We start from the raw sequence: 14,302 nt of genomic DNA, 5'->3' as shown, positions 1-14,302 counted from the left end.
ATACGTGCTGTCGACGGCGCTCGGCTGCGATTCGTTTACGGTGATATGGGCTGAGGGGTTTTAAATATGAAGGAATTATGCTCTACGAGATTTTCCTTGCCGTCCACCGAACTCCCGAGTAATATTCTTTCTTGCGCATATGAGGCGCCCAGACATTGCGGGGTGGAGCAGTCTGGTAGCTCGCCGGGCTCATAACCCGGAGGTCGTAGGTTCAAATCCTGCCCCCGCGACCAAGACTTTTAACAGCTCAGAGGCATTGTTCTCTGAGCTGTTTTTCTTTGGATAAATAGCACGGCGAGCTAGTTGCTGCGCGGGCATTTTGGATCCCCCGTGTCAATCTCTGCTCCTTGGAGGTCGTTGGTTCGAATCCGGCCTCCACGATCAAAACTCCGGGTCAGACGCAGGAAAGCCTGGCAGCGCGAATAAACGAAAAATACCATCATGCCGAGATGATCGGCATGATGGTACATCTTGGAAGTGATCTCGAGCGTTATCTTTAGGGAGGGTTCGAGATCACTTCCGCTTTCTTTAAATGACGAGCTGAGCGTTACGCAAGATTATTGAATAATTACATTTTCAGTAGTATAGGATGCCTGTGCGTATCGCTGAGCATTGGCAAACTGCGAAGTAGCAAGGCCATACATAATCGCAGCCTGCTCCTTATCGCCTTTCGCATTGGCGCAATCAGCCATAGTGGTGTAATTGCATCCCGTGTGCACCGCCTCAGCAGCCTTATTGTAATACTCCATGGACTCGTCATCCACTGAGCCCTTCTTATACAATTCAGCTCCTGCATTTCTTACCGCAATACGCGCGTCGATTTCTGCGCTCTTATTAGTGGCCTGCATGTTCTTTCCGAGGGTAAGCTTGTAGTAATTAGCTGTACCATAGGGAACGTCTGAACGGAATTTCTCGTCATGACCTCTCAAGACATACATTTCCTGATCAGTTGCATCAAAAATTGTCCTGAAAATTGTCTTGAATTCTATGTCATCGCCTTCTGGAGAGTGGAACTGATAGAAACCACCGAAGTCCCAATTTTCCTCACTCCATTTGCCCTCGTCATAGTAACGAATGCTTCCGAGTCCGTTCGCGAGCGTGAGTGGGGTAACGCTGCCGCTCTCGTCTTGCATAACCTTTTCTAGAGTATTGGCTCTTGGCACGCTATCCGGATATGCCTCATATGAATCATTCATCCAGAGCTCATCCTTGAAATGATTCGCTGCAATTAGATAGTCCGTCTCACCGTAGTCACCGGCTTTGCGTACTACATATGCATTATCTTTTTGCTCGATGAGATACGCATTTCCCTTGTTGTCGGAAACGTTGATGTTACCCGTGTGAATCCACTCAGTTTTCGTAAGCATTTTGACTGCTTCGTCTGCCGTATCGCACTTTGTGGCTGTGTACCAATAAGCAAACAAAGTATCGAGGAAGGTGCCTTCCCTATCGATTGTCTTAGCATCATCGCTTGGCGATGCCGTAGGCCCTCCGGCATAGGTAATAATAAGGCCCTTAGAGTTCATGAACGCATTTCCCTGCAATCCACCTGATGCAATGACTGCATTGCCATGTTTCGGATAAGAAACCATGCTCGAGAACATTGCGGCGGGTGTTGTGCTGACTGCATCAAGATTAGCAGCTCCAAGATGATGACCATCCTGAGTCATACTTCCCCAAGCAGATACATTCATACATGTTTTTGAACGCTCTGGATCATTTGAGCTCTCTGGATCAAAATGCATCATGAGGTCATAGTTAAGAACAGATGAGCCCATAACTGCAACTACTGCATCTTCCTTTGAGACTCCTGCCCCCTCAGCTACTCCCGACAAGAAATCAAATACAGATGGATCATCCTCTTCATAATGTTTCAGAATCTTACCCATGGCTTCGTTATATGCGGCATCGTCTGCCTCTGCATAAATTGAAGCCATTACAGCTGTCCAGTTACTTTCTAACTGATCCTTTTGCTGTAAGCCATACTGCTTTCCCTTCAATAGTACGTCATATAATACCAGTTGCAGCGTCCGCATCATTCGCTATGAACATTGCCGCCGTGCCCAGTAGCCTTCAGGCGTCCCGAAGGCCGGTGCGTCGCCGCTGACGGGCACGATGCGCTTTTTCACGAGTCTAAAGATGCATAATCTACGGACTTTTCTTTCTCTTGTCATACTTTTGAAAGTGTTCGTAAGAGGCTACCGATCCATTGGAGGCGTAGAGAGTCCAGGTGATGCGCGGACTCATCCCATCGAGCAGGCGGGTGGAGTCTGGCCTTCCAAGTGGGATGAGCGCCGTCGGGGTGATCTTGCCTAAAGATATTGGACTGTTTAATAGGACTAAACATAAGAAAACTCGATTATCAGGGGCGGGTGCCATAAGGCACACCGCCCCCCTTTGTGCGTATGGCGCCAGGACCATGCGCTCGAAAGCGTTGCCCAAACGCATGGTTCATCCGCACAAAGCCCATGGTCGCTATGGGCAAACATCGGTGCGCCTGCACATGGTTTTGAGCCTGTTTTCGAGCGAAAGTATGGCTGTCGATACGCATGCAATTCGCATGAAACCCGGGCTCGTCCGAGAGCCCTATAAAGGAGGATTCGCATGAGATTGCGCTCGATCATCAGCGCCCGGCCCAGACACGTGCCGTGAACCTTGATCGCACCGGTCATGGTGTTGAGGCAGAACATGTCGTTATAGCGTGTGAGCGGGCCTGTCGAGCGGGCAATCTTCTCGTCTAGATCGCGTTCGATGATGTAGCGCACGGCTTCGTCCTGCAGCATATCGCCTTCGGAGAGCTCGGCGCGGGTGATGGCTGCAAAAAAAGGGGGGGTCGTCGGCATCGTCGAGCTCAAAGCCACCGCGGGCGGCATAGCGGTAGACGGGATCGACGACGAGCACCGGGTTGCCCATAACGGTAGAGGCTGTTTGCGTGAGGCTCTTGAGCCCCGCGTCGCTCAAGAGCGCCTCGAGCAGCGCTTGCTTTGCGGTGGACCTATCGGTGGTACTCGGTTGCATGGGTGTCCCCTCTGCCGCGTCTTCGCCGTAGTCGACGCGTGACCAAATCATTATCGCAGGATGCGCAGTATTAGGTTGTTTAAAAAGGTGAGTGTGGCGGTCGTTTCCTCGAACGGGGACGGTGTTGCTGCTGGGGTTTGTCTCGATCTGTAACAGGTGGGTCCGATTTTGGTCTGTAGATGTTACAGATTGAGATTTCCGGCGAGCGGGGCTCCGTTTGTCTCGATCTGTAACACGAGGGACGGATTTTGCCGAGTTGTTGTTACAGATTGAGATATTCGGACGGACAGTTGCCGTTTGTCTTGATCTGTAACAGGTAGGGGTCAAAAGTGGGTCTAGCTGTTACAGATTGAGATGTTTGGTCGGACCGAGTTTGTTCGTCTCGATCTGTAACATCTGGGGTCGTTTTTGGCCTGTAGGTGTTACAGATCGAGATTTTCCGACGGAACGCTTCCGTTTGTCTTGATCTGTAACAGGTGGAGGCCAAAAGTCGGTCTATATGTTACAGATTGAGATTGTTGAGGATGGGTCGAGAGGAATATCTCGATCTGTAACAGTAAGACCCGGTTTTGCTGGGTAGCTGTTACAGATTGAGACAAACCGACGGGCCGCCCCGCCCCATCCGCCTGCCGCTGCCTGCTATCCGCCGATTTTCGTTGTGCCGCTGTACCCCCATGCCATATCCTCTAAACAACTACGCGGCACCATCGCCGCCGCGTCTACAAGAGAGGAATGTCCATGACCGCACCTGCGTCCAAGCTGCTCCAGCCCATTACGGTTGGCCCCCTTGAGCTCAAGAACCGCATTATGTTCCCGCCGCTGACCACCGGCTATGAGGAGCGCGACGGTTCCATCGGCGAGCGCAGCCTGGCTTTTTACGAGCGCCTGGCCCGTGGCGGCGTGGGCTACATCGTCATCGGCGACGTCGCTCCCGTCATGACCGCAAGCCCCACGCCCAAGCTGGCAACCGACGCCCAGATCCCCACGTTTAAGGCACTGGCCGACGCCGTCCACAAGCACGGTGCCAAGGTCGCGCTGCAGCTGTTCCACCCCGAGTACGACGTGCCCGGTGTCGGCCGCATGGTCATGGGCTCCATGGCTGCAGCCAAAGCCGCGCAGGAGGCCAAGGCCGCCGGCGACGAGGAGACCTTTGCCGCCAAGATGGCCGAGTCCAACGAGATCCGCAAGCAGGCATATGCCAAGCTGCACCACGACATGCAGCACTTTGTGAACGAGGCGAGCGTAGAGCAGCTCACCCAGATCAAGGAGGCCATCGCTGCCTCGGCCGCTCGCGCACAGCAGGCCGGCATCGACGCCATCGAGGTCCACGGCGACCGCCTGGTGGGTTCGCTGTGCTCCGCGATCCTCAACAAGCGAACCGACGAGTACGGCGGCTCGTTCGAGAACCGCGTCCGCTACGCGCTGGAGGTCGTCGCCGCCATTAAGGAGGCCGCGCCGCAGCTGATGGTGGAGTACAAGCTCCCCGTGATCATGGAGAACCCCGATGGCACGCCGCGTGGCAAGGGCGGCCTGCAGCCCGACGAGGCCTGCGAGTTTGCCAAGCTGCTCGAGGGCGCGGGCATCGATATGATCCAGGTTGCACAAGCCAACCACACCGGCAATATGGGCGACACCATTCCGTCCATGGGCGCCATGCCCTACAACTGGACGCTGCCCGTGGCCGAGCGCGTCAAGGCCCTGGTCTCCGTGCCGGTGGCAACTGTGGGCCGTGTTGTCTCGGTCGAGGCCGGCGAGAAGATCCTGGAAGACGGCGCGGCCGATATCATCGCCTATGGCCGCTCGCTCATGTGCGACCCCGACATTGCGCTAAAGGCCGCCACGGGCGAACCCATCCGCGAGTGCCTCAACTGCAACAAGGGCTGCGTCGATGCGATTCAAAACCGCAAGTACATCTCGTGTGTGCTCAATGCCGAGAACGGCGACGAGGCTGCCATCGCCATTAAGCCGGGCGAGGGCGACAAGAAGATCGCCGTTGTGGGCGGCGGTATTGCCGGTCTGGAGGCCGCACGCGTGGCGGCCAAGCGCGGCTACGACGTGACCGTCTACGAGGCGAGCGATCATCTGGGCGGCCAGATTGTGCTGGCGGCCGCGCCTCCGCGCAAGGACGAGATCATGCGCTCGGTCGAGTATTACGAGAAGATTCTGCCCGGCCTGGGCGTGAAAGTTGAGCTCAACCATGCCGCTACGGCAGAGGACCTCAACGCCGCCGACGCCGCGATTGTGGCTGTGGGCGCGCACGACGTGGTCATCCCTGTTCCGGGTGCCGATTCTAAGAAGGTCGTCTCGAGCTGGGACGTGCTGGCCGGCAAGGTGGAGCTTACGGGCCGCGTCGCCGTCATTGGCGGTGGCCTGGTGGGCACCGAGACTGCCGAGTACCTGCTGCAGCACGGCTGCGAAGTGGCGATCGTGGAGATGCTCGACAAGATTGCCGCAGGCGAGTCCGAGACCATTCTGCCGCTGATTATGAGCGACTTTTCAGAGCACAACGTGGAGCAGCACGTGAAGACCCGTCTGACCGCCATTACCGACGAGGGCGTGGAGGCCATTCGCACTGCCGATGACGGCGCCGAGGAGCCGGTGAAGATCGCCTGCGATTACGTGGTGATGGCCGTCGGTTCCAAGGCCAACGCGTTTGACTTGGATGGCGTTACGGTGCCCGTGACCTGTGTGGGCGACTGCTCGGGCGAGCGCACCGCCGACATTGCGAACGCCATTCGCACGGCATATCACGCGGCCAACGAGCTGTAGTTGAACATCGCGGCCAGGCGGGGCGGTAGCACGGATCTGTCTCGCCCGGCCGCGTCCCATCGGGTGTCAATCGGGGCGGGGCCTGCAAGCGCAGCAGGTCCCGCCCTTTTTGTTTTGCCCCGGTGGACGGCAATGCGCGCTAATCATGGGGAGTGAGGCGTCTACTGCCCTGCAGACTGCTCAAAATTATTGGAGGAGGGGTTAATAATCATATCCTCTATTCCAAAGGATATAAAGAGATGCCAATTTTGCTGGCGAGCGAATGACGATTAGCTGCGAGCTAGTTACCAGCGTAAATAATCAATAAAGAAATGTCGTAAATTGGTGTCAAATTCCCAGATAGCGCCGCGTCTATTTTAATTAACTGCTTTGAGCAAACAGTAAAATGCTACTATCTAACTTGCACGTAAGAAAGCAATTTAACGTTTAAGGCTAAGAAGTAGAAGTGGCAGGTATGTCAGAAACAACAAGGACTCGCACGCATGCGCCCGAGATTAGGCAGCGCGCTGTCGAGATCCTCCAAGAAGGGGTCGGCCATCGCGCGCTCGCCGCAGAGCTTGGCATCCCCCAGGCCACAGCCCGTCAGTGGGCCCGTGCGTATGCCGTGGGCGGCGCCGACGCCGTTCTCAATGCGGGCTCTCATCACCACACATATTCGTTTGACGTTAAGCTTGCCGTGGTTAAGGACCGCTTGGAACATGGTCTGACGGTGCGTGAGGTCATGGTCAAGCACAAGATCCCCAGCGAGTCTTCGGTTAAAGCTTGGTGCCGACAGTATCGCGACGGTGGCGAGGCCGCCTTGGTTGATAAGCCGCGGGGTCGTAAACCGCGCGTTAAAAAGGCGGAATAGCGAACGGGATGGTGCGTCCGCAGGGGCGCATTTTTCTTGCCGCGCCAACTTTTTGGACCGCCGCGAGTCTATCGGGACATCCTTCAAAGTGGTCAATAAACCGCGCGCAGTGGCCCGTGCGCCCGCCGCTACGATAGGGGGAGCGTCGCCTCTCTGCTCCAAAGCGGACATGCCCTTACCCCATACGCCTAAAACCCCCAGTTGACCGAAAACCTGCCGCCTGAACCCCCAATTTGAGCTATAACGTTAAATAATTGCAGCGTTTTTGCATGGGGGAGTGATGGTATGACGCTACTGTATTTCCTTACCCTGTTTCCGCTGGTACCGGCGATGGGCATGCTGCTCGCGCGCAGTGACCGAGCCCGCGATGCGGTAGGGCTTGTAGGCTCCGGCATTATTATGGCGGTGACCGTTGTAGTTGCCGTCTTATTTTTTGGCACGGGTCCGCAGGGCTTTGAGGTTGCCCCCGGCACCTCGCATGTGCTCTCGATCATCAGCTCCGTCATCGACGTAATTCTGTGCGCCGTCATCCTGTACAACGCGTTCAAATATAGGAACGCGTTTACCGGCGTGCTCGGCGTGGTGCAGCTGGTGGGTTCGGTTGCCTTCGCTGCCATGACGCTGCCCACGGCCGAGGTCGTCACCGCCACGCCGCTCTACCTGGACTATATGAGCGTGATCATGGTGCTCGCCGTTGGCATTGTCGGCAGCCTGATCTGCGTGTATGCCCTGGGCTACATGAGGGACTTCCAGGCGCACGATGAGCACGAGGCCGCGCTGCGTGGGCAGACCGCGCCCGACCGACGCCCGCAGTTCCTGGCGCTTATGTTCCTGTTCCTTTCGGCCATGTTCGTCATCGTGACGAGCGACAACCTGGAGTGGCTGTTCTGCGGCTGGGAAATCACCACCGTGTGCTCGTTTCTTATGATTGGCTATACGCGCACGCCCGAGGCTATCAAAAACGCCTTTACCCAGATCATCCTCAACATGCTGGGCGGCATCGCGTTTTTGGCGGGCCTTATGTTCCTGCACGTCAACGGCGTGCCGCTGACCATTTCGGGCATGATCGAGCTTTCCGGCGCCGGAACCGCGCAATCCGCGCTGCTGGTGCTGCCGGTCGTCTTGCTGTCGATCGCCGCGCTTACCAAGGCCGCACAGATGCCGTTCCACACCTGGCTGCTCGGCGCCATGGTCGCCCCCACGCCCACGAGCGCCCTGCTGCACTCGTCCACCATGGTCAAGGCCGGCGTGTTTTTGATGGTCAAGCTGAGCCCGCTGTACGCCACCTATCCCGTGACCGGCTTTATGGTCACGAGCGTGGGCGCCATCACGTTTTTGCTCGCCGCCCTCATGGCCGTCTCGCAGAGCAATGCCAAGCGTGTGCTCGCGTACTCCACCATTTCCAACCTGGGCCTCATCAGTGCCTGCCTGGGTGTCGGCGCGCCCGAGGCCGTGTGGGCCGCCATCTTCTTGATCTTGTTCCATACGGTGGCAAAGTCGCTGCTGTTCCTGTGCGTGGGCACGGCCGAGCATCATATCGGCAGCCGCAATATCGAGGACATGGACGGCATGTTCAGTCGCATGCCGCACCTGACGCGCCTGATGATGCTGGGCATCATGGGCATGTTCGTGGCGCCGTTTGGCATGCTCGTGTCTAAGTGGGGCGCCCTGGTGGCGTTTGCGCAGACCGGCAATGTGCTCATGATCATGGTGCTGGCCTTTGGCTCGGCCGCGACGTTCTTCTTCTGGGGCAAGTGGCTCGCCAAGCTCTCGGGCGTGGATTCTACGGCCGAAAACGTGGAGGGCAATGTCCATAAGACCGAATGGATAGCGCTCAACACTATCGCCGCGCTGCTGATTCTGTGCTGTGTAGCGTTCCCGATTATCTCGAGCGGTCTGGTGTCGCCTTACTTGGCCATGGTGTTTGGCCGCGTGCCGTATGTTATTGGCAAGGATGCCATGTATCTAATGGTGGTTATCGTGGCTTTTATCGCCGTGGTGCTGCTGACTTCATTCCGCGTGAGCGACAAACCGCACGTAAACGTATATCTTTCGGGTGTGGGAACCGACAATTACCGTCATTTCCGCGGCTCGATGGGACACGAGGTGAAGGCCGAAAAGCGCAATTGGTACCTGGAGGACGCCCTTGGCGAGAATCGCATTGGCCCCGCGGGCAGCATCGTGTGCTGCAGCATCATCCTGTTCGCGCTGCTATGCTGCGTATGGATTGGTCCCGATACGCTCGCCATGGGCGAGCCCTCGGTGCTGCGCGGCAAGTATTTCGAAGGCTCGGGCGTCGTGGGCATCTTTATAGGCACCGTGGCGTTTGCCCTGCTGGCGCCTTTGGTTGGTGGCCTGATCGACGGCATCGACCGCAAGCTGTCCGCCCGCATGCAGGGCCGCGTGGGACCGCGTCTGCTGCAACCGTTCTACGATGTAGCCAAGCTCCTGCGCAAAGCCCCTGCCAGCGTAAACACCGTGGACGATACCTACATGGCGTGCGCGCTCATCTTTACCGTGGTGGGCGGCGGCATCTTTGTGTCGGGTTCCAACACACTGTTATGCGCCTTTATGGTTACCCTCGCTGCGATCTTTGTGGTGCTGGCGTCCGCCTCGACGCAAAGCCCGTTTGCCCAGGTCGGAGCCGACCGCGAGCTGCTGCAGGTCATGAGTTACGAGCCCGCCGTTTTGCTGATGAGTGTGGGCCTGTACCTTGCCACCGACAGCTTCGATTCCATCGCCGTGACGGGGCAGTCGGCCCCCATCATCGTGTACAGCGCGCCCATCTTCCTCGCACTGCTCGCGGTGCTTACCATCAAACTGCGCAAGTCGCCGTTTGACCTTTCGTACTCGCATCACGCGCATCAGGAGATCGTCCAGGGCGTCGCCACCGAGATGAGCGGCGGCACGCTGGCCAAGATGACCCTTATGCACTGGTGCGAGACCGTGCTGTTTTTGATGTGGGTGGGCATGTTCTTTGTTTGGGACAACCCGGTGAGCTGGGTCGTCGCCCTGGTCGTTATGGTCATGACGTATTTTGCCGAGGTACTGATCGATAACACCTTCGCCCGTAGCACCTGGCGCAGCTGCTTTAAGCTCGGCTGGGGTGTGGCGCTGGTGTTTGGCCTGCTCAACCTTATGCCCATCCTCGTCGACGTGTTTATTTAGGAGGCGGCATCCATGGATCATAAAATGTCGCGTTCGCCGTGGGTTATTCATTACGACGGTTCGAGCTGCAACGGATGCGATATCGAGGTGCTGGCCTCGCTCACGCCGCTGTTCGATGCGGAGCGCTTTGGCGTGGTCAACACCGGCAACCCCAAACATGCGGACATCTTTTTGGTGACGGGGTCGGTCAACGCCCAGAACTTGCCCGTCGTGCGCCAGATCTACAACCAGATGCTCGAGCCCAAGTGCGTGGTGGCGTGCGGCATCTGCGCGTGCTCGGGCGGCGTGTTCCGCGATGCGTACAACGTGATCGGTGGCGTGGACCGCGCAATTCCCGTGGACGTGTACGCGCCCGGATGCGCCATTCGCCCCGAGACGGTGATCGACGCCATCGTGGAGGCGTGCGGCATCCTGGACCAGAAGGAGGCTGTGATGCGCGCCGGCGGCGACCCGCTTACCGTGGGCGGTGCTGCTACCTGGGATGGCGGCGTTGAGCTGGGCGAGGACGGATTTGTGGCCGCGGCTGAGGCCGGCGACGCGCCCGCCGCTGGCGACGCACCTGCTGGGACGCCCGCCGCGTCCGCCGCTGCAAGGGGGGCCGAGTAATGCAAAAGGCAATCTATACCACCGTCGAGCTCGATGCGCTGCTGTCGCATGTCCAGGCGCTCAAGGGTTCCGGTGCCCGCTTTGTACAAATGCACGCCGAGCGCAACGTAGACGACGGCTCGTACCGCTTGGTCTATACGTTCATCAACGTTCGTGCTGCCCAGGAGCAGATCGCGCAGGACGGCAGCTATGCGATTGAGAACCTGGTGGTTGAGGGCATCGACCAGTACCAGGAGATTCCATCCATCAGCTCGTACTACCCTGCGGTGTTCCCGTTTGAAAATGAGGCACACGACCTGTTTGGGCTTGCCATTACCGACATGCAGATCGACTTTAAGGGCTTTTTCTACCAGGTTTCGACTGCCGAGCCCATGAGCGTTATCACGCCCGAGGTGAAGGCCGCGCGCGAGAAGGCCATGAAGGTCCGCGCGGCCGCCGAGGCCAAGGCGCGCAAGGCTGCGGCCGAGAAGGCCGCCGCGGCTGCTGCAGGGGAGGGCGCTGCGAGCGTCGGCGATGCTGCGGGCGCTGCCGTCGCTCAGCCCGCTGCGGCTGCCGGCTCCGATGCTCAGCATGACGAGGCTGCCGCCAAGGCCGCGCTCAAGGCTGCCGAGATGGAGGCAAAGCTCGCCGCCATGGATCCCGAGAAAGCGGCCAAGGTTCGCGCGGCGCTTGCCGCCAAAGCCGCCCGCGATAAGCAAAAAAAGGAGGCGTAAGGTCCATGGCACATCGCTCCGTTATTCCGTTTGGCCCGCAGCACCCGGTGCTGCCCGAGCCGCTTCACCTGGACCTGGTGCTCGAGGACGACCGCGTTATCGAGGCAATTCCGCAGATCGGCTTTGTGCACCGCGGACTCGAGAAGCTCACCGAAAAGCGTGACATGCACCAGTTTGGCTACATCGCCGAGCGCATCTGCGGCATTTGCGCCGTGGGTCACAGCTGCGGCTATGCCAGCGCCTGCGAGCGCATGCTCGATATCGAGGTGCCCGGCCGCGTGCAGTATATCCGTACCATTTTGCACGAGCTTTCGCGCATTCACTCGCACCTGCTGTGGCTGGGCCTGCTCGCCGATGCCTTTGGCTTCGAGGCGCTGTTCTATCGTTCGTGGACCCTGCGCGAGCAGATTCTCAAGATCTTTGAGAGCACGTGTGGCGGTCGCGTGATTCTGTCGATTAACGAGATCGGCGGCCTTAAGCATGACATTGAGGACTCCGAGCTGGCGGGCATTGTCCAGACGCTCGATGCCATGCGCCCCGACTACGAGGCCCTGGTGCATACGTTTTTGGACGACAACAGCTGCGGCGAGCGCCTGCATGGCGTGGGCGTGATCAGCAAGAAAGACGCGCTGGACATGTCGATGGTCGGTCCGTTTGGGCGCGCCTCGGGCGTGGACTACGACGTGCGCATGTTTGGCGACGGTGCCTATGCGGACCTGGCTGCGTTTGAGCCCATCGTTGCCACCGATGGCGACTGCTATGCCCGCTGCCAGGTGCGCTGTGCCGAGGTCACGCAGGCCATGGACATCATTAAGGAGCTTGTGGGCAAGATTCCGCACGACGGCATCGGCGGGCGCACCAAGCTTACGCCGGCCGATGGCGCACGCGGCGAGGTTGTGATTGAGCAACCGCGCGGCGAGGCGTACTACTATGTGCGCGGTAACGGCACCAAGAATTTGGACCGTTTCCGCGTGCGCACGCCGACGTCGCAAAACCTGGCGGGCCTGACGCATGCACTGCAGGGCGTGCTCATTGCCAACGTGCCCATGATTATCCTGACCATCGACCCCTGCATTAGTTGCACGGAAAGGTAGGCGCGGCATGAGTTTGATGACATTTGCCAAGACGGCCTTGGGCTCTATGGTCAAGCAACCGGTCACGGTGCGCTATCCGCAGGAGGAGCTGACGGTGCCCGAGCGCCTGCGCGGGCATATCGTCAACGATATGGACGTGTGCATCTGCTGCGGTATGTGCGCACGTCGCTGCCCGGCGGGCGCGCTTGCGGTCGATCGCAAGGGTGGTACCTGGTCGATCGACCCGTACGCCTGCGTGGTGTGTGGCGAGTGCATCGAGAGCTGCCCCAAGCACTGCCTGACTATGGACACCGCGCGCACTCCAGTCGCGGCGGACAAGACTCCCACGGTAGAAACCAAGCCGGAATAGCACTGGAATAGAGCTGGAATAGGGGCCGGTGGGGCAAAAATGCCCCGCCGGCCCCGCGCGTGAACGCGCGGTTGGGCCGCCACGAACAAAACCATGCCGAATTACGGGGCTGAATAGCGAACCTCCGACCATACGGTAAATTGCAAAACCAAAACCGCAGGTAGACCGCTTGCTGTTTTTGAAAAAATGAAGGTATGGATGAGGGCTCCGGCTTTTGCCCCGTAATCTGGCATAGTTTTGAAATGGCGCCATATTGGTACCAGACCCTGATCCCCCGGGGATGGAGGAAAACGGATCATTTTGGCCTTGCGAGGGCTGCCACGTGACCCGTCTGCCACGAAATGGGCCTATCTACTACGTTTAAGCCGTCGCCCTCAACCATGGCAAATAATGCGAAATAAAAACCGCAGGTAAAACTCCTGTGGTTTTTCATGAAACGCGGTTATGGTCGGGGGTGCAGGACTAAACGTAGTAGATGGGCCGATTTCGTGGCGGGCGCCGTCAGCCGATCTCCGCGGGCGGAAGAAAACGGATCACTTTGGTCCTGCGAGGCTTGCGGAGGCATTCGTGCAGGGGCGCCCGAACAAAACTATGTCGGTTTACTACGATAAATTCGACATCCCCGACCATGACTGCATTTTTCCAAATATTGCAAGCGTTCTACCTGCGGTTTTGCAAGCTCGCAATTTGCTGTGGTTGAAGGTGGGCGATTCATCGTAGTAAACTGGCATCGTTTTGAAATGGCATTAAACCGGTAGCAGACATTTTGTTATGCCGGGGCGGTCGGTCTTCGGGCAACTACCCTCGCAGGTAGGCGATGGCGATCTGCGTGCGGTTGCGCAGGCCCATTTAATATGAGAAAGCCATTGTCAATAGGCGTGTTTGTTCGAGCCCGGTTTTAAACCGGGCTTTTTCGTTTCCCGTCGGGAGGGCCCGCGCACGCTGCACGTTTAGTCGACGCTTGCCTGGCAAGCTAATATCCGCGGGCTCTTGCGGGCGCGCTGCCGGCGGTCAGCCCGGTATGTCCGCGCACCCCACCGCATTTCGATTCTCCGTCCGGCGCGCTCGTCCGAAACCAGTCTTGTTCACGGGCGCGGCCCTTGCCTTGGGCTGCCCAAAAAAGGGTCGTGAACGCGCGCCGGCGATGCGTCGAGGCGCGGGCCCTCCCGGCGGGAGGCTTGTTGTCCGACGGGGTCAGCCGAGGGTCCCCTCCGCCCGGCGCCCGATCTCCCAGACCCAGCAGGCGAGCTCGCGCGCGACGGCGGCGTTTGCCTTGCACGGGCTCTTGCCCGCCGCCGCCAGCGCCTCGCGGCGGCGGCAGAGCCTGGCGGTGCAGTCGTCGGCGCGCGCCCGGATCGCCGCGGGGACGTCCGCGCCGGGCGCCGGGGCCTTCGGGCGGGGCGAGCACGTCAGGTAGTGCCACGCCGACTCCACCAGCGCCGTCCTGGCGAGCCGGTTGCCCGTCTTGGTTATCCCGCCGCGCCGCTCGGTCTCGCCGCTCGAGCGCTCCGACGGGACCAGCCCGCACCAGCTCGCGAAGGCCGGGGCCGTCCGGAACCTCGTGAAGGAGCCCGCCTCGGCTGCGAGCCTGAAGGCCGTCAGGGTGTCGATTCCCTTGATGCAGGAGAGCGCCTCGACGGCCGGGCGCCACCGGTCGGTCCGGGCGAGGGCGAGCACCTTCTTCTCGAGCTGCCGGCGGTCCGACTCCGCGCACCTCGCGGCCGTGACGTAGTAC

Annotated in this window: 10 protein-coding genes and 1 tRNA gene; 8 read left to right on the top strand and 3 right to left on the bottom strand. The window is 59.0% G+C overall.

Translation table 11 applies throughout. The features are described 5' to 3' along the window. Positions 1–156 precede the first annotated feature (156 nt). A tRNA-Met gene (locus ACTNBY_RS02370) sits at positions 157–233 on the top strand. Positions 234–557: 324 nt separating this feature from the next. Here ACTNBY_RS02370 and ACTNBY_RS02365 read toward each other — a convergent pair. After that, a complete protein-coding gene (locus ACTNBY_RS02365) occupies positions 558–2,000 on the bottom strand; it encodes a C45 family autoproteolytic acyltransferase/hydolase (RefSeq protein WP_441063218.1) in 1,443 nt (480 codons plus the stop codon). A 339-nt stretch (positions 2,001–2,339) separates the two neighbouring features. Beyond that, the gene (locus ACTNBY_RS02360; protein ID WP_441063217.1) at positions 2,340–2,843 is read right to left on the bottom strand and encodes a hypothetical protein; all 504 of its coding nucleotides are present in this window, start codon (positions 2,841–2,843) and stop codon (positions 2,340–2,342) included. 913 nt (positions 2,844–3,756) lie between these two features. Between ACTNBY_RS02360 and bilR the strand changes: the two genes are divergently transcribed. From bilR to ACTNBY_RS02325, 7 genes are all read left to right on the top strand, one after another. Beyond that, a complete protein-coding gene (bilR, locus tag ACTNBY_RS02355; RefSeq protein ID WP_441063215.1) occupies positions 3,757–5,787 on the top strand; it encodes a bilirubin reductase, long form in 2,031 nt (676 codons plus the stop codon). A gap of 454 nt (positions 5,788–6,241) precedes the next feature. Beyond that, positions 6,242–6,637, top strand: coding sequence for a helix-turn-helix domain-containing protein (locus ACTNBY_RS02350; RefSeq protein WP_229770663.1), 396 nt, complete (start codon positions 6,242–6,244; stop codon positions 6,635–6,637). Positions 6,638–6,922: 285 nt separating this feature from the next. After that, positions 6,923–9,805 (top strand): proton-conducting transporter transmembrane domain-containing protein, encoded by a 2,883-nt coding sequence (locus ACTNBY_RS02345; RefSeq protein WP_441063214.1) that lies wholly within the window; start codon positions 6,923–6,925, stop codon positions 9,803–9,805. Between the two features lie 12 nt (positions 9,806–9,817). Beyond that, positions 9,818–10,411, top strand: coding sequence for an NADH-quinone oxidoreductase subunit B family protein (locus ACTNBY_RS02340; protein WP_427795592.1), 594 nt, complete (start codon positions 9,818–9,820; stop codon positions 10,409–10,411). Continuing rightward, positions 10,411–11,124 carry an NADH-quinone oxidoreductase subunit C gene (locus ACTNBY_RS02335; protein ID WP_441063213.1) on the top strand — a complete coding sequence of 238 codons (714 nt, stop codon included), beginning with the start codon at positions 10,411–10,413 and terminating at the stop codon, positions 11,122–11,124. Before ACTNBY_RS02340 ends, ACTNBY_RS02335 begins: the two co-directional genes overlap by 1 nt. 5 nt (positions 11,125–11,129) lie before the next feature. Next, a complete protein-coding gene (locus ACTNBY_RS02330; protein ID WP_441063212.1) occupies positions 11,130–12,218 on the top strand; it encodes a hydrogenase large subunit in 1,089 nt (362 codons plus the stop codon). Between the two features lie 7 nt (positions 12,219–12,225). Continuing rightward, positions 12,226–12,567 carry a 4Fe-4S dicluster domain-containing protein gene (locus ACTNBY_RS02325; protein ID WP_441063210.1) on the top strand — a complete coding sequence of 114 codons (342 nt, stop codon included), beginning with the start codon at positions 12,226–12,228 and terminating at the stop codon, positions 12,565–12,567. Positions 12,568–13,761: 1,194 nt separating this feature from the next. On the opposite strand, the gene ACTNBY_RS02320 is transcribed toward ACTNBY_RS02325, so the two are convergent. Further along, positions 13,762–14,302, bottom strand: a 541-nt coding sequence (locus ACTNBY_RS02320; RefSeq protein ID WP_441063209.1) for a transposase, incomplete at its 5' end; no start/stop codon positions are given.

This window comes from Collinsella sp. HCP28S3_E12, from assembly GCF_052065595.1.
Lineage (GTDB): Bacteria > Actinomycetota > Coriobacteriia > Coriobacteriales > Coriobacteriaceae > Collinsella.
The sequence above is the reverse complement of the archived record's forward strand: the minus strand, read 5'-3'. Positions and strand labels throughout refer to the sequence as shown.